Genomic DNA, 21,816 nt, shown 5'->3' with positions numbered 1-21,816 from the left:
CCGCGGGACCATAGGACGGCCGGCGCGGCACGGGCAACGCCGCACGGCCCGCAATCTCGACATGCGGAGACGCGGGCGACGGCCAGAGGCTGCGCCCGCGTCTCCTCGCGATCTCGAACCCGGTTACGCCGCGCGCACGTTCGTCAGGAAGCGCCCGACTTCGCCGCTCAGGTGCTCGGACTGGCGCGACAGTTCGGAGGCGGCGGTGAGCACCTGTGCGGCGGCGTCGCCCGCTTCCTCCGCGGCCTGGGCCACGCCGGCGATGTTGCTCGTCACCTCACCCGCACCCATGGCGGCCTGGGCCACGTTGCGCACGATCTCCTGCGTTGCTGCGCCCTGCTGCTCGACCGCCGCGGCGATGGAGGCGGCCACGGCGCTGATCTCCTCGATGCGGCCGGTGATGCTGCCGATCGACGAGACCGCCTGACCCGTGGTCTGCTGGATGCGTCCGATCTGGCCCGAGATCTCCTCGGTGGCCCGGGCGGTCTGGTTGGCGAGTTCCTTGACCTCCGCCGCGACCACGGCGAAGCCGCGGCCCGCTTCGCCCGCGCGCGCCGCCTCGATGGTGGCGTTCAAGGCCAGAAGGTTGGTCTGACCGGCGATGGTCGTGATCATCGTCACGACGTCGCCGATCTTGGCGACCGCCGCGCTCAGCTCGCGGACATGGGCGGCGGTCTGCGCCGCCTCGCCGACGGCCGACTGCGCCAACATCGACGAGCCGCTGACCTGACGGCCGATCTCCTGCACGGAGGAGCCGAGTTCCTCGGCCGCCGCGGCGACGGTGTTGACGTTCGTGGCAGCCTCTTCCGCTGCCGCGGCCACGCTCACCGACTGGCCGGCCGTGCGGGTCGCGGCACCCGACATGCCCTGCGCCGAGGCCTGCAGCTGCGTCGCGGAGGACGAGACGAGGCTGACGACGCCGCCGACGGCGCGCTCGAACCGCTCGGCCATCTCGCGCATCGCCGTCTTGCGCTGCGCCTCCGCCCCGGCCCGGGCCGCGGCGGTCTCCTCCTCAAGGGTGCGCATGCGGACCAGCCCGTCCTTGAAGATCTGCACCGCGTCGGCGATGCGGCCGATCTCGGTGCGCTGGCCCTGGTGGGGGATCGCCACCGTGAGATCGCCGGCAGCCAGAGCCTGCATGGGCTCGACCACCGAGGCGATGCCGCCGGACACGCTGCGGATGATGAGCACCGCGAGCACGATCGAGACGATCAGCCCGACGGCGATCACCGCGAGCGCCATCGTCCGCACCCACTGGAACACCTGTTCCCCCTGCGCCGTGGCGCGGGCAGCGCCCTCGTTGTTGAAGGCGATGAGCTTCTCGAGGGCGCTCGACATCGCCCGGCGCGGCGCAAGTCCCTTCGACTCGTAGGTAGTGAAGGCCTCCGCCTTCCGGCCCTGGCGCGACAGGTCCATCACGCCCCGGCGCTCGGCCTCGAAGACGCCGGCCGCCTGTACGTAGGTGTCGTAGAGCGCACGCTCCTCGGCCGAGGTGATCAGCGCCTCGTAGGCCGCCCGCTTGTCGCTCACCAGCTTGCCGAAGCGCTCGAAATCCTTCTCCATGGCCACGAGCATCTGCGGCTCGGTGGCCTGGCTGTGGCGCAGCATCACGCTGTTGCTGCGCGCCGCCGCCGTGTCGATCTCGCCCAGCAGTCGTACGCTGGGCAGCCAATTGCCCTCGATCTCTAGCGTCTGCTGGCGAATGGCCTGCGCACCCATCAGCCCGAGAAGCCCGAGGCCGACGAGGAAGAGTGTCAGCACCGTGAAGGATGCGATCAGCTTGCTGCGGATGGGAATGGATTGGAACGACACGGGAGACTCCGGACGAAATCGTCGTACCCGGCCGCTTTCGGGCGGGGCGGAGGATCCTGGTCAAACAATCGTTACCGGATCGCCTACTCTTCTTCCCGATTGCCTGTGGGAATGCGGATGAAAGGCCGTTCGAGTTCGTGTCGACTTCAATAAAACGATCAATTGTTAAGGTGTGGCGCTCGACACCTTCGCCACGCCCGCATTCTGACGCAGAACGACGCTGACCGGCACCAACCGGACACCGCGAGCCTCCAGATCGCGCGACCAGCGCGAGAGACGGTCGATCGTCAGCGGTGAGGCACTGGCCGAGGCCAGCACGAACCCCTTCTGTCGGGCGAGCGTCTCAAGGCGGGCGAGTTCGGCGTCGATCGCGTCCGGCCGGGCCACCGCATCGATCACGGCCTCGGCGCGGGCGCTCGCCAGCTTCACCTTCGGCGCCAGCCCGGCGACCCCGGAGCGGGGCGCGGTGCCGTCGTCGACGAAGCCGAGGCCGCGGGCGGACAGTTCCTTCAGGATCGGCTCCAGGGCGGCAGCCTCGCTCATGAGCTTGGCGCCCATGAAGTTCACCGCGGCGACGAAGCCGGGAAACCGGCTCATCGCCCAGGCGACCCGGTCGAGATTCTCGCCCGGGCGGCCGGAGGCCAGCAGCGTCTGCGGCCCGGGATCGCTGTCGGGATAGTCGAACGGCTCCATCGGCAACTGCAGCAGGATCTCGTGCCCGGCCTCGCGGGCGCGGGCAGCGGTCTTCTCGAGATCGCCGCCGTAGGGCGAGAGCGCGAGGCTGACCGCGGCGGGCAGCCGGGCGATGGCACCCATGGTCGCCGCTTCGCCGATGCCGAGGCCAGAGACGAGCACCGCGATGCGCGGACCCGTGCCGGGCTCCTCCGGGCGGGCATAGACGTCGAGGGGCCGCAGGCGTCCTTCGCCGATGCGGGGGAGGGGGCCGTGGCGCCCGCGCTCGGTCAGGCGCGGGTCGGGGGCGGGGGCGAGCTTGACCTGGGCGGTGTTGGGCACGCGGATGATGACGGGCGCGTCGGGCGCCGTCGAGCCGTCGGGGCGGAACACGCTGACGCCCGAGGCCTGCTCGACCTCCCGCGCGGAGCGGGAAGGCCCGGCGGGGGCGACTTCCGCGACCCGGGCGGTGGGGGCGGGTGCGGACGCCTCGCGGATCTCGATCGTGGCGCTCGCCCGCGGCTCGCCGCCGCGAGGGTCGCCGGTGAGCGCGACGGTGCCGGCCAGCAGGCCCAGAGCCAGCGCCGATACGCCCGCGATCGCGGTGGTCGGACGCAGGCCGGCGCGCAGGCGCGCCGCCTTGCCCCCGACTCCGAGAGGCTTCGTCAGGATGTCGTCGGCCGCGTCGCTCACCCGCCGTCCCGCCCCGTTGGCGCATGGGATGACCGGCCGGCGGGAGCGTCAACGAGAAACGGCCCGCATTCCGGTCTGAACCGGCATTGCGGGCCGTCATGGTTAATCTTCCCCTAACTCCGCGACCACTGGGTGGCCGCGGGGCGGTCGAAGATCAATTCTGCGTGGCGGGCTTCGTCACGTTGGCCGCACCCTTCTGGATGCCGTGCAGGAAGTCGACTGCGGCGATGAGCTGCTTGTCCTTGGCCGGGTCCGGCGGGATGTAGGCCGAGGAACCACCGCGCTCCTCGGTGTCCTTCTGCTTCAAGTGGCCCTTCAGCCCGGCCTCGCCCTTGGTCTCGTCCTTGCCCTTCAGGTCGTCGGGCACCTCCTGCAGCACCTCCTGATCCGGCTCGATGCCCTTCGCCTGGATCGAGCGGCCGGACGGGGTGTAGTAGCGGGCCGTGGTGAGCCGCAGGGCGCCCTGGCCGCCGAGCGGGATGATCGACTGGACCGAGCCCTTGCCGAAGGAGCGCGTGCCCATGATGGTCGCGCGCTTGTGATCCTGCAGGGCGCCGGCCACGATCTCCGAGGCCGAGGCCGCGCCGCCGTTCACCAGCACCACGATGGGCTTGCCCTTGGCCAGATCACCGGCCTTGGCCGAGAAGCGCTGCGTCTCGTCCGGGTTGCGGCCGCGGGTCGAGACGATCTCGCCGCGGTCGAGGAAGGCGTCGGAGACCATCACCGCCTGATCGAGCAGGCCGCCGGGGTTGTTGCGCAGGTCGAGGACGTAGCCCTTGAGCTTGTCGCCGCCGATCTCGGTCTGGAGCTTGTCGATCGCGGTCTTGAGGCCGTCGAAGGTCTGCTCGTTGAACTGGGTCAGGCGCACGTAGCCGACATCGCCGCTCTCCACCTTCGAGCGGACCGGACGAATCTTGATGATGTCGCGGGTCAGCGAGACGTCGATCGGGTCCTTGGCCTCCTTGCGGCTGATCTTCAGCTTCACCGCGGAGTTGACCGGACCGCGCATCTTGTCGACGGCCTGGTTCAGGGTCAGGCCCTGGACCTGCTCGTCGTCGATCTGGGTGATGATGTCGTTGGCGAGCAGGCCGGCCTTCGAGGCGGGCGTGTCGTCGATCGGCGAGACGACCTTGATCAGGCCGTCCTCCATGGTGACCTCGATGCCGAGCCCGCCGAACTCGCCCCGCGTCGTCGTCTGCATGTCGCGGAAGGCTTTCGCGTCCATGTAGCTCGAATGCGGATCGAGGGAGGTCAGCATGCCGTTGACGGCCGACTCGATCAGCTTCGATTCCTCGGGCTTCTCGACGTAGTCGGTGCGCACCTTCTCGAACACGTCGCCGAACAGGCTCAGCTGCCGGTAGGTCTCCGCCGAGGCCGCGATGGCGCTGGTGCCGGAGAGGAGTTGGGTTTGAGTCGACAGGGCCGAGGCACCGATGCCGAGGGCGGCGCCGAGCAACACGAGGGACACTTTGCGCATTATCCGCGAACCTTCTCGCTGGAACTTTTCGCCCACCACGGCTCCGGATCGATGGAGCCGCCGTCTTTTCTGAACTCGACGTACAGGACGGGATCAACGCGATCATCGTCCCTCTGTGACGCAGCCTGCGGCGCGTTCACCGGGGGGCCGCTGCCCTCGCCCATCACGGCCACCGGTTCACCCGCCAGCACGAACTGACCAACCTCGACGTTGATCTGTTCCATCCCCGCGAGCAAGAGATAGTAGCCGTCGCCCGCATTGATGATCAAGAGACGGCCATAGGAGCGAAACGGTCCGGCGAAGGAGACCCAGCCGTCCGCCGGCGCCGAGACGATCGCCCTGGCCCGCGTCCGCAGCGAGATGCCGCGGGTGGTGCCGCCCTGGCCGTCGGGTTGGTTGAAGCCGCGCAGGAGGGGGCCGCTCACGGGCCTGGGCAGATCGCCGCGGGCCTCGGCGAACTTCACCTTCGGCGCCAGCTTGGCCGGATCGCGGGCGCCGGCCGCTGCGAATTTCTCCTGCACGGCGCGCTGCTCCCGCTCGGCGGCGGCGCGAACGGCGTCGGCGGCCCGGCGGGCGCTCGACAGCTCGCTCTCCATCCGGTCCACGAGATCCTTGAGGCTCTTGGCCTGATTGCCGAGTTCGGCGCTCTTCTGGCGCTCGGCGGTGAGATCCGATTCGATCTGCGCCTGCCGGCTGCGGCGGGCCGCGATCAGCGCGTCGAGGCGCTGCCGCTCGGAGGCCCAGCCGGCGAGATCCTTGCGCAAGGATTCCCGGTCGGCGGCGATGAGGCCGCGCACGCGCACCAGTTCCGTGAGGTCGCCCGCCAGCGTCTCCGCCTCGCCGCGCAGTTCCGGCACCACGGCGCCGAGCAGCATCGAGGTGCGGATCGCGGAGAGGACATCCTCGGGCCGCACCAGCACGGCCGGGGGCGGGCGCCGGCCCATGCGCTGGAGCGCGGCCAGGATCTCGGCGATGACGGCGCGGCGCGCTTCCAGCGATTTGCGGATGGCGGCGTCGCTGTCGGTGAGCGCGCGCAGGCGCTCCTCCAGACGGCTGAGGCGGTCCTCGGTCGCCTGCGCTTGGCGCCCGGCATCGAGCAGGGCGGTGCTGAGTTTGGTCCGGTCCGAGCCGATCGCGGCGATCTCGGCCTCCAGGGCCGCCCGGCTGCCGGCGCTGGCAGCGAGCGCCTCCTCGATCTGGCGCAGGTTCTGGGCGCGCCGGTCGCGCTCCTCCTGCGTGCGGCGCGTCGTCTCCGGGTCGGCGGCTTCCTGCGCCCGCGCGGGCATGAGCGCGCCGACCCCGACGGCGCCCGCGAGGCAGGCCAGGACGAGCGCGGCCGACAGGATCGTCGCGGGCCGGGGATGGGCCGTCTCCGGTCGTCTCATGCCTCGGGATCGCCCCGGTGATAGGGATGGCCTGCCAGGATCGTCAGGGACCGGTAGGCTTGCTCGAGGGCGAGCACGCGCACCAGACCGTGCGGCAGTGTCGCTGCTCCGAAGGCGAGAATATGGTCGGCCCGGGTCCGCACGCGCTCGTGAAGCCCGTCCGCACCGCCGATGACGAGAACGAGGGCGCTGCGGCCCGCATCGCGCCACTCGCCGACCTTGCCCGCGATGCGCTCGCTCGGCCAGTCCGAGCGGCCGCGCTCGTCGCAGGCCATCAGCGCCGCATCCGCCGGCACGAGCGCCAGAATCGCCTCGGCCTCCTCCGCGACGCGGTCGGCGGCCCGTCGGGCTCGAGACTCCGGTATCTCGGTGAGATCGCAGCTCATGACGCCGAGCCCCCGCCCGAGCGCGGCGGCGCGCTCGCGGTAGCGGGCAGCGAGATCCCGCTCCGGCCCGTGCTTCAGGCGACCGACGGCGACGACGAGGAGGCGCAAGGGGCGGTACCGAGGGAGTTGAACGGGTCCCGGACGAAGGAGCGACCGCCCGATAGCACGGCCGGCCCCGCGACCGGGAGCCGGGAGCGCAAGAAAACCGCGTCGGCAAACCCGCGCCGGGGCGGCAGCACTGGTGAGGACCGCCCGCGCCCTTCCGCCCGGTTGCGGGATCGGTCCCGCGACCTAACTCGGCCCTTGCCCGAAGCCGGCCCCGTCGCCGCGCGCCCTCCGAAATCTCATGCCGATCTCATGCTGATCTCATGCCGATCCCATGGCAAGGACCACGATGGCCGATCCCCAAAACGCCGCCGTTCCGCAGCGTCTCGACCGCAAGGCCGTGGGTGCGGTCGTGCTCGGCAACGCCCTCGAATTCTACGACTTCACGATCTACGCCTTTTTCGCCAAGTCCATCGGCGCGACCTTCTTCCCCTCGGACAGCCCGACCGACAGCCTGCTGGCCTCGCTCGCCCTGTTCGGGATCGGCTACGTCATGCGCCCCGTGGGCGGCATCGTGATCGGCGCCTTCGCCGATCGGGCGGGCCGCAAGCCCGCCATGCTCGTCACCATCGCGCTGATGGCCGTCGGCATGCTGATGCTGGCGGCCTGTCCCGGCACCGCGGTGATCGGGGGCTGGGCGCAAGCGATCGTGATCGTCGGGCGGCTGATCCAGGGACTGGCGCTCGGCGGCGAGGTCGGCCCCTCCACCGCCTACCTGATCGAGGCGGCGCCCGGCCCGCGGCGCGGTTTCGTCGCAAGCTGGCAGATCGCGAGCCAGGGCTGCGCCGCCCTGTTCGCGGGCCTCTTCGCCACGGGCCTGACGCTGCTTCTCGGTGAAGCGGCCATGGCCGATTGGGGCTGGCGGCTGATGTTCGGCCTCGGCCTCCTCGTCGTGCCCGTCGGCCTCGTGATCCGCAGCCACCTGCCCGAGACGGGGGGCGCCGGGCACGATCCCTTCGCCGCCGCCTCGACGGGGGCGGTGCTGAGCCGGCTGCTGCGTGAGCACGGCCGGATGCTGGGACTGACCTTCCTCGTCATCGCCGCCTCGACCGTCTCGAACGCGGTCGGCACCAACATGTCGGTCTATGCCGGGGCCACCCTCGGGCTCTCGGAAATGGCGGCCAACGCCGTGCCGATCGCGCTGGGCCTCGCCTCGATCGGGTTCCCGTTGCTCGGCGGCTGGCTCGCCGACCGGTACGGGCGGCGCCCGGTGATGATCTGGCCGCGCGCCCTGATCCTCGTCCTCGCGGTGCCGGCCTTCCTCTGGCTCCTGCACGCGCCGGGGGCGCTGAGCGTCTACGCCGTCACATTCCTGCTCTCGGCGCTCTCCTCGATCAACGCGGCGGCCATCATCGTCGGCATCCCCGAATCCCTGCCGCGGGCGGTGCGCAGCGCCGGGCTGTCGATCGTCTACGCGCTCTCGGTCTCGATCTTCGGCGGCAGCACGAACTACGTGGTGAACTGGCTGATCGCGACCACCGGCGACCGGATGGCCCCGGCCTATTATCTGGCCGCCTTCAGCTTGGTCGGCACGCTCGCCGCCCTGCTGCTGCCGGAGACGCGGGGGCGCAACCTCCACGCGGAGGAGGCGCCTTCCCCACCGCGTCCCCAGCGAGGATGACAGGCCGGCGCCGGCCGGGCGACGCGCTCCGATCTGGTCCGGTTTCCGATTGATCGCTTCGGCCTCTCCCTCCGTCCTTGCGAGGCGAAGCCGTGGCAATCCAGGGCGCCGCATTGTCCGGACAGGTCGCGCTCCGGGTCGCTTCGGCTCCGCCTCGCGATGACGGAGCGGGGCAAAGGCCGAGACGATGGACCATGAATCCTTCATCCGAGACGAGGCGCGAAGCGGGATCCAGCGCCGGCGTGCGTGAGGAAGAGTTCGGCCGGTTTCACGAATCTGCCCGAAGGGGCGGCAGTACTCCGGTTTTCGGAGCGCGTTGTTACGAGGCAATGAATCCTTAGGAGAAACCGCCATTCAGTATCGCGCCGAAGAGGGGGCGCACGCGCGACGTGCTGGCGCTTCGGCGTTTGGTAAGACGAAAATGACAGCCTTTCACGTGCGCCGAGAACTCTTGAGCGGGATTGTCCCGAGTTGCACGGATCCCGAAGCGTGCATCCGTCAGTTCGCTGAGTTGCAGAAGCAGATCCCGTCGCTCTACGCGCTGCTTTCCGTCAATGCCCTGGCCCTGGCGTTCACCCATTTCGCGCTCGCGCCGGCTTGGCTGACGGTCGGATTTCCGGCCGCGATGGTCGGCCTGTGCGCGGTGCGCGCCGTCCATTGGTGGCATCTGCGGCCCCAGGCGATGTCCGCAGCGGAGGCCTTCAACCGCCTGCGTGCGACCAGCCTTCTCACCATCCTGTTCTCGGTCCTCTTCGTGGGCTGGGCGCTGAGCCTCACGACGTTCGGCGGTCCGTTCGAGCAGGGTCATGTCGCGATCTTCGTCGCGATCACCGTCGTCGCCTGCATCTTCTGCCTGACGCACCTGCCGGTCGCGGCACTCCTCGTGACCGTCATCGTCATCGGCGTCTTCCTGATCCACTGCTTCACCAGCGGAAACAGCGTCTTCATCGCGATCGCGCTCAACACGGCCTTCGTCACGGTGGTGATGGTGCGCATCCTCACCAACAACTTCCTGGCCTTTCTCCAGCTCGTGGCGTCGAAGGCCGAAGCGCAGCGGCTCGGCGAGGAAAACCAACGCCTGGCGCATACCGATAGCCTGACCGGGCTGCCCAACCGGCGCTACTTCTTCCAGCGCCTCGATGCGCTGATCGCCGCCTCGGCCGGCTCCGACGCGTCCTTCGCCCTCGCGATCTTCGATCTCGACCGGTTCAAGCCGATCAACGACACGTTCGGCCACACTGCCGGAGACCGGGTGCTGGAGGAGACCGGGCGCCGTCTCGGAACCTTCGCCTCGGACCGCGTGACGGTCGCGCGCTTGGGCGGCGACGAGTTCGGCGTGCTGATCCACGCCGCTGCCTCTGCGGACGAGGCGGCCGAACTCTGCGGCCGGATCTGCTCGGCGCTGCACGCGCCGATCCAACTCGGCGAGACGCAGGTCGCGCCGGGATGCTCGGGGGGCCTCGCGCTCTATCCCAGTGCGGGCCGCGCCGCGGACGCGCTGTTCGACCGGGCCGACTACGCACTCTACCATTCGAAGGAGCGCAAGCGCGGGGCGACGACGCTGTTCTCGCAGGAGCACGAGGATGCGATCCGCGCCGAGCGCGCGGTCGAGACGGCGCTCCAGGCTGCGGACCTCGCCGCCGAGATGGAGATGCACTACCAGCCGATCCTCGACACGGTGACGGATCGGATCACCACGGTCGAGGCGCTGGCGCGCTGGACGAGCCCGAAGCTCGGGCGCGTTCCGCCCGACCGCTTCATTGCCGTGGCGGAGCGCTGCGGCATGATCCACTCCGTGACGTTGCTGCTCCTGCGCAAGGCGCTCGCCGACGCGGCCCGGCTCCCGCCCGAGATCGGGTTGTCGTTCAACCTCTCCTCGCACGACCTCGCCTCGTCCGAGACCGTCGTCGCGATCCTCGCCGCCGTGCGGCAGAGCCGTCTCGATCCCCGGCGGATCACGCTGGAACTGACGGAGACGGCGCTGATGCGCGACTTCGAAGGGGCGCGGCAGGCGATCACGCTCCTTCGTGCGCTCGGCATCAAGATCGCGCTGGACGATTTCGGGACGGGCTATTCGAGCCTCAACTACGTCCACCGCCTGCCGCTCGACCGGATCAAGATCGACCGCGGCTTCATGGCCGACGTCGATTCCGATCTCGGACGCAGCGTCGTCAGCACCATCCTCGATCTCTGCCAGAACCTCGGGCTCGACGGCATCGCCGAGGGGATCGAGACCACGGAGCAGCTGAACGCCGTGCGCCGCCAAGGCTGCCGCTACGTGCAGGGCTACCTGATCGGCATGCCGCAGCCCATGACGGAACTGCTCGACGGCCTCGGGACGGGGCCCGTGCTCGTGCGGATCGCGGGCTGAGACGGGCTCCCGCCCACATCCGGCTCGAGTCGATGACGGTTCGGCCTCGCTGGGACAAAGCCCGGGCTCGCGGCGTCAGCCTCTCACCGCACCCCGCCCGGCCGGTCCCCGGCGGCCCAGGCCAGCGCCTGCTCCAGGCGGTCGTTGCCCCAGAACAGCTCCCCGTCCTCGGTGAGGAAGCTCGGCGCACCGTAGATGCCGCGGGAGCGTGCCTCCTCGCCGGCCACCTTCAGGCGGCCCTTGTTGGTCTCGGAGGCCGCCGCCTTGAGGATCTGCGTGCCGTCGAGCCCGAGCGAATCGAGGATGCGACCGACCGCGGCGGGCTCGGCGATGGAGCCGCCCTTCGCGAAACTCGTCGCGAACACCGCCTTGGTGAAGGGGATCAGCCAATCCTGGTCGGCGCCGTAGGTCGCGACGCGGGCGGCACTCAGCGAGTTCTGCGGAAAGGGCTTGGGAGGCGTCACCGCCGGAAGGCCGAGCCGGGCGGCCTCGCGCGCGAGGTCGCGCCACATGTTGCGGCCCTTGGCCGGGTAGAGGTTGAAGGGGGAGTTGTTCCAGCCCTGCGCGGCGAAGATCGGTCCGAGCAGGAAGGGCCGCCAGCGCAGGGCCACGCCGGCCTCCGCCGCCAGCGCCTCGATCCGCATCGCGGCAAGGTAGGAATAGGACGAGGCGAACTCGTACCAGAATTCCAGGGTCGGCTGCCGCTGCATCCGTCGACTCTCCGGCATGGGGTGTGATCATCGTGGGTCGCGCCGGCCGCCGTCGCAAGGCGTCCCTGCGCCGCGTGATGACATGCCTGCGGTTCCTAACCTCCGTGTGGCGTCGCGGTTGCGCGGCGCGCGGCCTCGCTGTTAAGCCGCCTCAGCCCGGCCGCCCGGCCCACCCACCCGTTTTCCAGGCCCGAAGCCATGTCCGACGCGAAATCCGACGCCAGCCCGAACAAGCCCGTCAAGAAGGTCGTCCTCGCCTATTCCGGCGGCCTCGACACCTCGATCATCCTGAAGTGGCTCCAGACCACCTACGGCTGCGAGGTGGTGACGTTCACCGCCGATCTCGGCCAGGGCGAGGAGCTGGAGCCGGCCCGGAAGAAGGCCGAGCTGCTCGGCATCAAGCCGGAAAACATCTACATCGAGGACCTGCGCGAGGAATTCGTGCGCGACTACGTCTTTCCGATGTTCCGCGCCAACGCCGTCTACGAGGGCGTCTACCTGCTCGGCACCTCGATCGCCCGGCCGCTCATCGCCAAGAAGCAGATCGAGATCGCCGAACGGGTCGGGGCCGACGCGGTCTGCCACGGCGCCACCGGCAAGGGCAACGATCAGGTCCGGTTCGAACTCGGCTACTACGCCCTCAAGCCCGACGTGACGGTGATCGCCCCCTGGCGCGAGTGGGACCTGCGTTCCCGCGAGCAACTCATCGCCTTCGCCGAGCAGCATCAGATCCCGATCGCCAAGGACAAGCGCGGCGAGAGCCCGTTCTCGGTCGACGCCAACCTCCTGCACGCCTCCTCGGAGGGCAAGGTGCTGGAGGATCCGGCCGTGGAAGTGCCGGACTACGTCTATTCCCGCACCCTCTCGCCCGAGGAAGCGCCGGACCAGCCGACCGTCATCACCATCGGCTTCGAGCGCGGCGATGCGGTTTCGATCGACGGCGAGGCGCTCTCGCCCGCCACGCTGCTGGCCAAGCTGAACGAACTCGGCCGGGCCAACGGCATCGGACGGCTCGATCTCGTCGAGAACCGCTTCGTCGGCATGAAGAGCCGCGGCATGTACGAGACGCCCGGCGGCACCATCCTGCTGCCGGCCCACCGTGCCATCGAGTCGATCACGCTCGATCGCGGCGCGGCCCACCTCAAGGACCAGCTCATGCCGCAATACGCGGAGCTGATCTATAACGGCTTCTGGTTCTCGCCCGAACGCGAGATGCTCCAGGCGCTGATCGACAAGAGCCAGGAGAAGGTCACCGGCAGCGTGCGGCTCAAGCTCTACAAGGGCGGCGTCCACGTCATCGGCCGGACAAGTCCCCACTCGCTCTACGACCAGGACCTCGTCACCTTCGAGGAGGGCGCCGTCGCCTACGATCACCGGGACGCGGCGGGCTTCATCAAGCTCAACGCGCTGCGGCTGCGCACCCTGGCGCAGCGAGCGAAATGGTGCGATGAGTAACGTCCAGGTTGTTGAGTGGGGACATCAATGAATGCGACGGTCGGGCTTATACGTGATGGTCTTAAGACGCTGCCCCAAGTGGCAGCGCAGACAGCAACGTCGACGCCCGACCTTCGATCAATTTTTACAGCAAAAAGCCATGCTGGTGCTATAGATCCTACCCGTGAACTTGTTGTCGGCGATCGTGGTGTAGGAAAAAGCTTTTGGTCAAGCGTGCTTCGGGATAATGCTTCCCGAACTGCTATTCGACAAATGTATCCAGAGTTGCACCTTGAAACTTGGGATGTCTCTTTAGGTTTTGCCGAAGATATCGGTCGTCCGGAGTATCCTTCGAGTCGCACTCTCAAATCTCTGATCGACTTAGGGATTCAGCCCGAACTTATATGGCGTGCAGTTTTGGCGCATGCTGTAGGCAATAAATATTTGCCAACAGGATGGTCTGATTTGTCTTGGAGGAATCGGGTTGAGTGGATTACTTCTAATTCTGAAGAAGAAGAAAAAGTATTAAATTCGGCCCATCAAGATCTGGTCAATTCAAAAAGAAGACATCTAATTATATTTGATGCTTTGGATAGGCTTGGGCAGGATTGGTCAACTATCCGAGCCCTTGTGAAGGCGCTGTTATCAGTTGCTCTTGAGATGCGCAGCTATAGTAACTTCGGAATGAATATATTTCTTCGGCCTGACATGGACGGCGATCGTGAAATCTGGGCTATTCGCGACGGGTCGAAGCTGCGACAAAATATTACACTGCTACAGTGGTCGTCCAGAGATTTATACGGGTTTGTTTGGCATTGGTTTCTGCATAGCTCTGACACTAGGGCGCCTTTTGCCAAAATGGCTCACAGCGTTAGCGATGTAAGGATATCAATCGCATCGGGTGAGCGACTTGTGAAGATTCCAGACGCTTTTATGGAAGATGAAAATCTTCAGAAAAAAATCTTTGAAATGATCTCTGGCGATATGATGGGCGCTGGATCGAAAAAAGGCCACCCATTCACTTGGATCCCGAAGCATTTGGCTGACGCTCGAGGCCGAGTGAGCCTCCGAAGCTTTATTATTGCTCTTCGAGAGGCAGCTAGAAGTACTCCTAATTCATCATCGACCCCACTTGCGTATGATGCAATCAAGAAGGGTGTTCAGCAAGCTTCCCTCAATCGAGTTGAGCAGCTGAAAGAAGATTATGCATGGATTGACGATGTGCTCAAGCCTCTAGCAAATCTTCAAACTCCCAATGAAGCTAAGTCATTCATAGAGCGCCGGGAGGCAGAAAAAAACCATTGAGAAAATACTCGATGCACAAGCTGCCAATAAAGACGATTATTTGATACCGGTTGAACTATATAGAACCAGAACGGATAATCGATCAGAATATGAGAGTCTTATTACGGCGCTTTTAAATATTGGAGTGGCAGAAAAGCGACCTGATGGACGTATAAACGTGCCAGATTTGTTTCAGGTTGCGTCTGGATTATTGCGGAAGGGCGGTGTTCCGCCTATCCAATGATCGAAAGAGCATGCAATCATCGAAAATGTATTTTTCCGGGCTTGAATTGGGTCGTATCGTAATATCGATTACCGAAAGCAGTAAATTTGGCCGAAACACTTGGAAAAAATTCTTGTATCATCCGGCGAAATCGCTTCAGGCCGCCTTTTGGCTCGTTCGACATGAGTTCTTGGCTATTGGCTATCAGCTAATGTCATTCGACGAGCGAGAAGGGCGAGGGCTGAAGGCACGATCCGCTGAGCGGGGTCGCCGACGCGGTCCCGCTCAGCGGATGTCGAGGGCCTCGTCGTCGTTCGAGACGACGAGCACCCGCAGGTCGGCGTCCGGCAGATAGTCCCGCGCTTCCCAGACGAAGGTGGTCGGCCCGGTCTTGCGCACGCCCGTGCGGCAGAAGCTGACGAGGGCGTCGGGCCGGCCCTTGTCCACCGTCAGGGTGAAGCGGCCGATGCGGCCGGCCCAGTTTCTGGCGGTGGTGACGATGTAGGGCACCTCGACCGCCCGGGTGTAGCCGTCCGGCTTGCGCGCACCGAGGCGCCGAATGCCGGCCAGCCCCGCATCGTCCAGGCAGTAGCGCTCGCGGTAGCCCCGCTCGCCCGCTTCCTTGGCCGAGACGAGGTGGTTGCCCTTCACGGGCGCGTAGCCGTGGGACACGCGCACCGCCTGCCCGGCGGGAAAGGTCTGCTCCCAGTGGAACTTGGCCTCGCCGCGCCACTGGGCGGCGGCGTCCGCGCTCGCCTCGGAGAGCAGGCCGGCCCCGTGCAAAGCCGCGAGCTCGGCGGGCGCGAGCCGCTTCAGACCCTTTTCGAGGTCGTCCCGCCGCAGCGGGTTGAGCGGCAGGCCGTCGCGCTTCAGCGTATCGCTGACCTCGCGCGTGCCGAGGAAGGCGCGTTCCTCCAGCGCCGGCTCGATCGCGCGGCCGTCCACGCTCACGGTGAATCCGACGAAGTTCGCCCGGTCGGGAAAGGGCAGCGAGAGCGCGCTGAGCGAGAGCTCCTCGCCGTCGATGGGCGGCAGCGGGAAGGCGACGCGCACGGTTCGCGCCGACGGCCCGGTATTACGGAAGACGTAGTCGACATCGATGCGCCGGAGGCCGATGCGCAGATCCTCGCTCTCCAGGGCGATCTCGGGATCGCGCACCAGCACGAGGCCGCCGGCATCGAGCGCCGCGGCGCTGTCGTTGCCCCGGGCCGGCAGCGCCCCGGCCGTCGCGAGGGCGACGAGGCCCAAGGTTGCCGTCAGCCGGCGCTTCGATGCCATCCCTGTTCCTCCCAGGCGTCAGGCCGGCTGTGAGCCGATCGTGCCCTCGGGCCGGCGAAACGGCCCCGGCCCGAGATCGCCGTAGCGCAGGAAGATCTGCATCGCCGGCTGCATCTCCCGGTGCAGCCGCTCCAGGCGGCTCTCCTGCTCGTCCGAGAGGATCGCCCGGCCGTCGGCATCCTTCTCGGGCGGCTCGCCGAGATGGACGGCCATCTCGACGGTGTACCAGGTCATGGCGCCGTAGGGCCGCTTCGGATCGACGCTCGGCACGTCGGCCTCGTCGTCCCATTCGAGGCTGAGACGCGGCAGCAGCCGCAGGTGCTCGTCGGTCACCTCGAAGGTGATGTGCTCGGGCGTCTCGCCCGTGTCCTCGTCGCGGAACACGTCGAAGACATCCGCCGAAGCGAGCTTGGCCAGCGGGTTGTGGTACTGGTAGCGGCCCGGCTTCAGCACGGCGTTCTGCAGGAAGACCGCGAGCGCGTCGCCCATGGCCCGGTGCTCCTCGTCCGCGCCCTCGTCGTCGCCGGTGACGTTGAAGATGTCGCCGTCGCGGTCGGTGCTGCCGTAGGGCGCGTCCGGATGGATCATCGGCGCGCCGGCCTCGGTGCCGTTCCACGCCACCGCCATCCGCCGGATCAGCGCGATGCGCTCCAGCGTGAGGTCGAAGGTCCCCGTGTCGCTCATGTCGCCGGTCTGTCTCTCGCGCCGCTTGGTCCGGGACCGCCGTGGCCCCCGCGTGCCGCGCTCAGTGGCGCGACACGGATCTTCGTGCAAGCCTGGCTGGTGCTCAGGCGGCGGGCTTCACCGCCGCGAGCGGGACGAGGGCGGCCACCGCCCCGGGCAATTCGTCGAAATGCTCGATCACCCAATCGGGCGCGAGGTCGCGCATCGGCACGGGCGTATAGCCGAAGGTGACGCCGACCACGGGAATGCCCGCCGCCTGGGCCGCGGCCACGTCGGCCTTCGAATCGCCCACCATCACGGCCTGGGTCGGATCGCCCCCGGCGCGCTCGACGGTCGCGGTGATGTGGCGCGGGTCGGGCTTCGAGAAGGCGAAGGTGTCCTTGCCGACGATGGTGCGGAAGCGGTGGCCGATGCCGAGCGCGTCGAGCAGGGCGACCGCGTGGGATTCCATCTTGTTCGTGCAGATCGCGAGGCGGAAGCCCTCCGACTCCAGCCGGTCGAGAGCCTCGACCACGCCGGGGAAGAGCGTGGAATTGTCGGTGAGATGGTCGCCGTAATAGGCCAGGAAATCCTGGAACAGCGTCTCCAGCCGCTCCGGCGTCAGGCTCGCGCCGGCCACGGCGAAGCCGCGCTGGATCAGCGCGCGGGCGCCCGCGCCGAGGAGGTCGCGGGCCTGCTCCAGCGGAAGGGCGGCGTGGCCCTCGCGGGCGAGGATAACGTTGAGGGTGCCGATCAGGTCGCCCGCGGTCTCGGCGAGCGTCCCGTCGAGATCGAACACAACGATGGAGCCGGAGGACGGAGCGCCGGGCGGAAGGGGGCTATGGGCGTTCATCGGCATCCCGGCTGCGTTCCACTGTCAAGCTGGCTAGCGTTCGTCTCCCCCACGATCAACCCCGGCGGTTGACTCCAGGTTAGCGTCGGTCACCACCTGTTGCCCTGTTACCCGGATTGCTTCCTCGCCCAAGCTCCGCCACGGAGCGGGTGCTTGATCGTCGCTCGAACACCGCCTCGCGCCCTGCTTCCCCCGCAAGAGACGAAACGCCGCCCCATGAGCCTCAACGCGCGCCTACTGGTTTCCTCCCTCCTGCGTCTGTCCGCCTGCGCGGCGCTCGCGGCATTGGTCGGCCTGCCGCAGGCGGCCCGTGCCGCCGGCTCCTACGAATTCGTGGCGGCGCCCGCGGTCGACCTGAACCGGATCTACCGGATCGACCGCGCTACAGGCGAAGTCACCTCCTGCCAGTACGGCCTTCGGGACGACAGCGTCGGCGTCACCCTCTGCTTCGCCGCCGGGGAGGGCGCCGGGCCGCAGCCGGCCGGGGAGTACGGGCTGATCGCCTCGCGCCATGCCCGCGAATCGGGGATCTACCGGGTCAATTACCGCACCGGCGAGACCAGCGCCTGCTACGTGCAGATCCGCCAGGAACTGGTGGTCTGCACCGAGCAGGCCGGGCCGCCTCCGGCCGGCACCGCCAGCGGGGCGGGGGCCGCCGCCACCGGACCGGCGCCGGGCCGCGCCGGACCGAGCGCCACGCCGCCGCAGGGCACCCGCCCCTGAGACGGAGGCCGGCGCGAAGGGCGGCGACGACGCGGTCGCGGCGTCACGCCGCCGGCTTTTGCCGCGGCGGGGAGCCGTGCTAGGGCCTGCCCACCCCCATCGAGCCAGATCCGACGGTGCGATGCAGCCGATGAACCCGATTCGTGAGGTCGTTTCGTGAGTGGGCCGGATCTGAGACGGGCGGCGGCCTCACGCGCGCTCACCCTGGTCGAGCCGGGAATGCGTCTCGGCATCGGCACGGGCAGCACAGCGGCGGCCTTCATCGCCCTGCTGGGCGAACGCGTGCGCGCGGGGCTCGACGTGGTCGGCGTGCCGACCTCCGAGGCGACCCGCATCGCCTGCGAGCGCGAGGGCATCCGGCTCGCGACGCTCGACGAGCTGCCCGAACTCGACCTCACCATCGACGGGGCGGACGAGGTCGACGGCAGCCTGCGCTTGATCAAGGGCGGCGGTGCCGCGCTGCTGCGCGAGAAGATCGTGGCCATGGCGAGCCGCCGCATGGTGGTGATCGCCGACGCCGCCAAGCGGGTCGAGACGCTGGGCGCCTTCCCGCTGCCGGTCGAGGTGAACCTGTTCGGCCTGCGCGCCACCACGCTGGCCGTCGAGGCGGCCGTGGCGCGGGCGGGCTGCGCGGGCGAGGTCGTGCTGCGGCGCGACGCCTCCGGCGAGGCGCTGCGCACCGATGGCGGCCACGCCATCCTCGACCTGCGGCTCGGCCGCATCCCCGATCCGGAAGGGCTGTCGGCCCGGCTCTGGGCGGTGCCGGGCGTGGTCGAGCACGGCCTGTTCCTCGGCATCGCCAGCGCGGCCATCCTCGCCGAAGCCTCGGGCGCCGAGGCCGTGGTCAGCGTCCTCGGCGACCTTTGAATCTTCCTCCCGGTCCCCTCATCCCCCGGAGCCTCTCCCGCATGTTTCCCCGTTTCGCCGCCCTGGGCGGCCCTGTTCTCGCGGCATTGCTGTCCCAGGCCGTCCTCGTGCCGATGGCCTCCGCCCAGCAGCCGTCCGGCGCCAAGCCCCCGGCCGCCGCGGCCAAGCCCACCGCCAAGCCCGGCACGGCTCCGCCGCCCGCCGCGTCGCCCGATCCGGACGTCACCCCCTCCCACCTCGCGCTCGCCCGGGAGGTGATGCTGAGTTCGGGCATCGCCCGCTCCTTCGACTCGATCATCCCGACCATGGCCGAGCAGATCCGCAAGAACGCGGTGACGCGCCCCGACCTCGCCAAGGACCTGGACGAGGTGCTCAAGAGCCTCGACCCGGAGATGGCCCTGCAGAAGCAGCGGCTCATCGACACCGCCGCGCGGATCTACGCCAAGCGCCTGACCGAGGCCGAGTTGAAGGACATCGTCGCCTTCTTCCGTTCGCCCGCGGGCAAGCGCTACGTCGAGACCCAGCCGCAGATGCTCGACGAGATGGTCGGCGCGATGCAGGACTGGACCCAGGAGGTCTCGGAATACGTCATGGTCCGCACCCGCGCCGAGATGGGCAAGCGCGGCCACCAGCTCCAGTGATCGCCGGCCGCGCCGCCGCGGCGCGCCTCAACGCCGCCGGCGCCGTCGCCCTCGCCCTGGTGGCGCCGGCGATGGCGCTGGCCAACCGCTCGAGCCCGCTCCTCGTCGGCATCGCGGCCCTGCTGTTCCTGGGCGGGGCCTTGGCCGGGCATCGCGAGCGTCTCCTGAGCGAATTGCTCGCTCCCCTGCGCGCGCCGCTCGGCCTCGCGGCCCTGGCCTTCCTCGGATGGTCTGCCCTCTCGCTCGCCTGGAGCCCGTACCCGGCCCTGGGCGCGCGCGTTCTGGGCGAGTTCCTGCCGACGCTCGTTGCCGCCGCCGTCCTCGCCCGGCTCGCGCCGTCGCGGCTCCCGCCCTGGGCTCTGCCGCTCGCCGCGATCCTGCTCGCAATTGCCTGCCTCTTCATGGCGACGAGCCTCGCCCTCGGCCTCGCGCCGCAGCTCTGGCTCGGGCAGCGCGCGGCGCTGTTCATGTTCAACCGCCCGCTGCTGACCGTGCTGCTGCTGGCCGGCCCGCTCGCCGCCCTCCTGGCATTGCGGGGGCACCGGCTCGCGGCCCTCGCCCTTCTCGCGGTCGCAGCCTTCGCGATCCTGCGCTCGATCAGCGGCGCCGCGACTCTCGGGCTTCTCGCGGGTGTCGTCGCCTTCGGCGCGGCGCGCCTGCTGCCCCGGCGGGCCGCCGTGGGGCTGATGGCCCTCGTCCTCGGCCTCGCCTTCGCCCTGGCACCGGTCGAGGGCGACGTGCTCGACCGGTTCATGCCGGAGGCGGCCCATGCCCGGCTGACGCAGAGTTCGTCGCGGGCCCGCGTCGCCATCGCCCAGAGCTTCGGGGGGGCGGTGGCCCAGGCTCCCTGGATCGGTTCCGGCTACGGCGTCTCGGCACGTTTCGCCGAGGTGCCGGCGGCGCGGGTGCTGGAACCGGAGATGCGGGCGATGCTCGCCGTCGGCCACCCGCACAACAGCTTCCTCCAGATCTGGGCCGAACTCGGCCTCGTCGGCGCGGTGCTGGCGGCCCTCGTCGCCTTCCTCGCCCTGCGGGCCGCGGCGGCCCTGCCGCGGCTCCTGTTCGCCGCGTCCCTCGGGCTCGGCGGGGCGGCGGTGGCGGTGATGTTCGTCGAGCACGGGGCGTGGCAGGGATGGTGGACGGCGGGCTGCGGAGCCGCCATCACATGGCTGCGGGCGGGCTCCTTCGCGCGCGCGCCGACGCACGGCGACAAGACATGAGCGAGACACCGATGAGCGAGCCCTTCGACGTCGACCTGTTCGTGATCGGCGGCGGCTCGGGCGGGGTACGGGCGGCGCGCATCGCCGCCGGCCACGGCGCTCGGGTGATGCTCGCCGAGGAGTACCGGGTCGGCGGCACCTGCGTGATCCGCGGCTGCGTGCCGAAAAAGCTGATGGTCTATGCCGGCCGCTTTCGTGACGAGTTCGAGGACGCTGAAGGCTTCGGCTGGCACGTGGAGCCCCCGCGCTTCGACTGGGCGGCTCTGAAGTGCGCCCGCGACGCCGAGGTGACGCGGCTCGAGGGCATCTACGGGCGCAACCTCGCGGGAGCCGGCGTCGAGGTCGTGGCCGACCGCGCGGTGATCGAGGACCCGCACACGGTTCGCCTCGTGAAGGCCGACCGCACGGTCCGGGCTCGGTACATCCTGATCGCCACCGGCGCGACGCCGGTGCGCGAGCCGCTGATCCCCGGTGCGGAACTCGCCATCGATTCGAACGGCGTGTTCGAGCTGGAGCGCCAGCCCGAGCGCATCCTCGTGGTCGGCGGCGGCTACATCGCCGTGGAATTCGCGGGCGTCTTCGCCGGCCTCGGCTCGAAGACGACACTGCTCCACCGCGGAAGGAGCCTCCTGCGCGGCTTCGACGCCGAGATCGCCGAGGCTTTGGGCGAGGCCTATGCCAAGCGCATGGACCTGCGCCTGGAGCGTACCGTCGAGCGCCTGGAGCGCGAGGGCAGCGCCATCCGTGCAACCCTGAACGACGGCGAGAGCCTCGTCGTCGATTGCGTGCTGGTGGCGACCGGCCGGCGCCCCAACGTCGCCGGTCTCGGACTGGAGCGGGTCGGCATCGAGCTCGACGCCCGGGGGGCGATTCCCGTCGAGGCGGATTCCCGCACCAAGGTGCCTTCGATCTACGCGGTCGGCGACGTGAACGGCCGGGCGGCGCTCACCCCCATCGCGATCCGCGAGGGCCACGCCTTCGCCGACACGGTGTTCGGCAGCAAGCGCTGGTGCGTCGATCATCGCCTGATCGCGACCGCCGTGTTCTCGACGCCGGAGATCGGCGTGATCGGCCACAACGAGGACGTGGCCCGGCGTTGCTACGAGGCCATCGACGTCTACAAGGCGAGCTTCCGCCCGATGAAGGCCACGCTCTCGGGTCGCGACGAGCGGGTCATCATGAAGCTTCTGGTGGACCGCGGCAGCGATCGGGTGGTCGGCGTCCACGTGCTCGGGGCGGATGCGGGCGAGATCATCCAGGCGGTCGGCATCGCCGTGACCATGGGCGCCACCAAGGCCGATTTCGACCGCACCATCGCCGTGCATCCGACGCTCGGCGAGGAGCTGGTCACCCTGCGCACGCCGCACGTGGTGAAGCATCCGGTCGGAGTGGGCTAGC

Annotated in this window: 18 protein-coding genes; 9 read left to right on the top strand and 9 right to left on the bottom strand. The window is 68.8% G+C overall.

Annotated features, from left to right (window positions below):
• Positions 1 to 123: 123 nt before the first annotated feature.
• The 5 genes from BY998_RS09510 to rlmH form a co-directional block, all read right to left on the bottom strand.
• Positions 124 to 1,812, bottom strand: a complete 1,689-nt coding sequence (locus BY998_RS09510; protein WP_110351384.1) for a methyl-accepting chemotaxis protein — start codon at positions 1,810 to 1,812, stop codon at positions 124 to 126.
• Between the two features lie 165 nt (positions 1,813 to 1,977).
• Positions 1,978 to 3,177, bottom strand: coding sequence for a divergent polysaccharide deacetylase family protein (locus tag BY998_RS09505; RefSeq protein ID WP_110351383.1), 1,200 nt, complete (start codon positions 3,175 to 3,177; stop codon positions 1,978 to 1,980).
• A gap of 154 nt (positions 3,178 to 3,331) precedes the next feature.
• A complete protein-coding gene (locus BY998_RS09500) occupies positions 3,332 to 4,654 on the bottom strand; it encodes a S41 family peptidase (protein ID WP_110351382.1) in 1,323 nt (440 codons plus the stop codon).
• Positions 4,654 to 6,039, bottom strand: coding sequence for a peptidoglycan DD-metalloendopeptidase family protein (locus BY998_RS09495; RefSeq protein ID WP_110351381.1), 1,386 nt, complete (start codon positions 6,037 to 6,039; stop codon positions 4,654 to 4,656). Before BY998_RS09495 ends, BY998_RS09500 begins: the two co-directional genes overlap by 1 nt.
• A complete protein-coding gene (gene rlmH / locus BY998_RS09490; RefSeq protein ID WP_110351380.1) occupies positions 6,036 to 6,533 on the bottom strand; it encodes a 23S rRNA (pseudouridine(1915)-N(3))-methyltransferase RlmH in 498 nt (165 codons plus the stop codon). The genes BY998_RS09495 and rlmH overlap by 4 nt, the downstream gene beginning before the upstream one ends.
• Before the next feature lie 286 nt (positions 6,534 to 6,819).
• Here rlmH and BY998_RS09485 point away from each other — a divergent pair, with 286 nt between their 5' ends.
• Together BY998_RS09485 and BY998_RS09480 are read left to right on the top strand one after the other, a co-directional pair.
• Positions 6,820 to 8,151 carry an MFS transporter gene (locus tag BY998_RS09485; protein ID WP_110351379.1) on the top strand — a complete coding sequence of 444 codons (1,332 nt, stop codon included), beginning with the start codon at positions 6,820 to 6,822 and terminating at the stop codon, positions 8,149 to 8,151.
• A gap of 421 nt (positions 8,152 to 8,572) precedes the next feature.
• Positions 8,573 to 10,522, top strand: a complete 1,950-nt coding sequence (locus BY998_RS09480; protein ID WP_110351378.1) for an EAL domain-containing protein — start codon at positions 8,573 to 8,575, stop codon at positions 10,520 to 10,522.
• Between the two features lie 83 nt (positions 10,523 to 10,605).
• Here BY998_RS09480 and BY998_RS09475 read toward each other — a convergent pair whose 3' ends face one another.
• Positions 10,606 to 11,232 carry a 2-hydroxychromene-2-carboxylate isomerase gene (locus BY998_RS09475; RefSeq protein WP_110351377.1) on the bottom strand — a complete coding sequence of 209 codons (627 nt, stop codon included), beginning with the start codon at positions 11,230 to 11,232 and terminating at the stop codon, positions 10,606 to 10,608.
• A 198-nt stretch (positions 11,233 to 11,430) separates the two neighbouring features.
• On the opposite strand from BY998_RS09475, the gene BY998_RS09470 reads away from it, so the two are divergent.
• Both BY998_RS09470 and BY998_RS23940 read left to right on the top strand, forming a co-directional pair.
• A complete protein-coding gene (locus tag BY998_RS09470) occupies positions 11,431 to 12,687 on the top strand; it encodes an argininosuccinate synthase (RefSeq protein ID WP_110351376.1) in 1,257 nt (418 codons plus the stop codon).
• Positions 12,688 to 12,714: 27 nt separating this feature from the next.
• A complete protein-coding gene (locus BY998_RS23940; protein ID WP_146221761.1) occupies positions 12,715 to 13,971 on the top strand; it encodes a hypothetical protein in 1,257 nt (418 codons plus the stop codon).
• A 487-nt stretch (positions 13,972 to 14,458) separates the two neighbouring features.
• On the opposite strand, the gene BY998_RS09465 is transcribed toward BY998_RS23940, so the two are convergent.
• From BY998_RS09465 to gph, 3 genes are all read right to left on the bottom strand, one after another.
• Positions 14,459 to 15,451, bottom strand: coding sequence for a DUF4424 family protein (locus BY998_RS09465; protein ID WP_110351375.1), 993 nt, complete (start codon positions 15,449 to 15,451; stop codon positions 14,459 to 14,461).
• Positions 15,452 to 15,469: 18 nt separating this feature from the next.
• Positions 15,470 to 16,135: a hypothetical protein gene (locus tag BY998_RS09460; RefSeq protein WP_110351374.1), complete on the bottom strand. Its 666-nt coding sequence runs from the start codon at positions 16,133 to 16,135 to the stop codon at positions 15,470 to 15,472.
• A gap of 103 nt (positions 16,136 to 16,238) precedes the next feature.
• Positions 16,239 to 16,967, bottom strand: coding sequence for a phosphoglycolate phosphatase (gene gph / locus BY998_RS09455; protein WP_110351508.1), 729 nt, complete (start codon positions 16,965 to 16,967; stop codon positions 16,239 to 16,241).
• Positions 16,968 to 17,183: 216 nt separating this feature from the next.
• Between gph and BY998_RS09450 the strand changes: the two genes are divergently transcribed.
• The 5 genes from BY998_RS09450 to gorA all read left to right on the top strand — a co-directional run bounded on the left by BY998_RS09450 (position 17,184) and on the right by gorA (position 21,815).
• Positions 17,184 to 17,690 (top strand): hypothetical protein, encoded by a 507-nt coding sequence (locus tag BY998_RS09450; protein ID WP_110351373.1) that lies wholly within the window; start codon positions 17,184 to 17,186, stop codon positions 17,688 to 17,690.
• 156 nt (positions 17,691 to 17,846) lie between these two features.
• Positions 17,847 to 18,557, top strand: a complete 711-nt coding sequence (gene rpiA / locus BY998_RS09445) for a ribose-5-phosphate isomerase RpiA (protein ID WP_110351372.1) — start codon at positions 17,847 to 17,849, stop codon at positions 18,555 to 18,557.
• 41 nt (positions 18,558 to 18,598) lie between these two features.
• Positions 18,599 to 19,198 (top strand): DUF2059 domain-containing protein, encoded by a 600-nt coding sequence (locus BY998_RS09440; RefSeq protein ID WP_110351371.1) that lies wholly within the window; start codon positions 18,599 to 18,601, stop codon positions 19,196 to 19,198.
• Positions 19,195 to 20,418, top strand: a complete 1,224-nt coding sequence (locus BY998_RS09435; RefSeq protein WP_181425470.1) for an O-antigen ligase family protein — start codon at positions 19,195 to 19,197, stop codon at positions 20,416 to 20,418. The genes BY998_RS09440 and BY998_RS09435 overlap by 4 nt, the downstream gene beginning before the upstream one ends.
• A complete protein-coding gene (gene gorA, locus BY998_RS09430) occupies positions 20,415 to 21,815 on the top strand; it encodes a glutathione-disulfide reductase (RefSeq protein ID WP_110351370.1) in 1,401 nt (466 codons plus the stop codon). The genes BY998_RS09435 and gorA overlap by 4 nt, the downstream gene beginning before the upstream one ends.
• Position 21,816 lies beyond the last annotated feature (1 nt).

It is taken from the genome of Methylobacterium sp. B4, from assembly GCF_003201865.1.
Taxonomy (GTDB): domain Bacteria; phylum Pseudomonadota; class Alphaproteobacteria; order Rhizobiales; family Beijerinckiaceae; genus Methylobacterium.
Note: the sequence above shows the minus strand (reverse complement) of the source record. Positions and strands in the feature narration are given on the sequence as shown.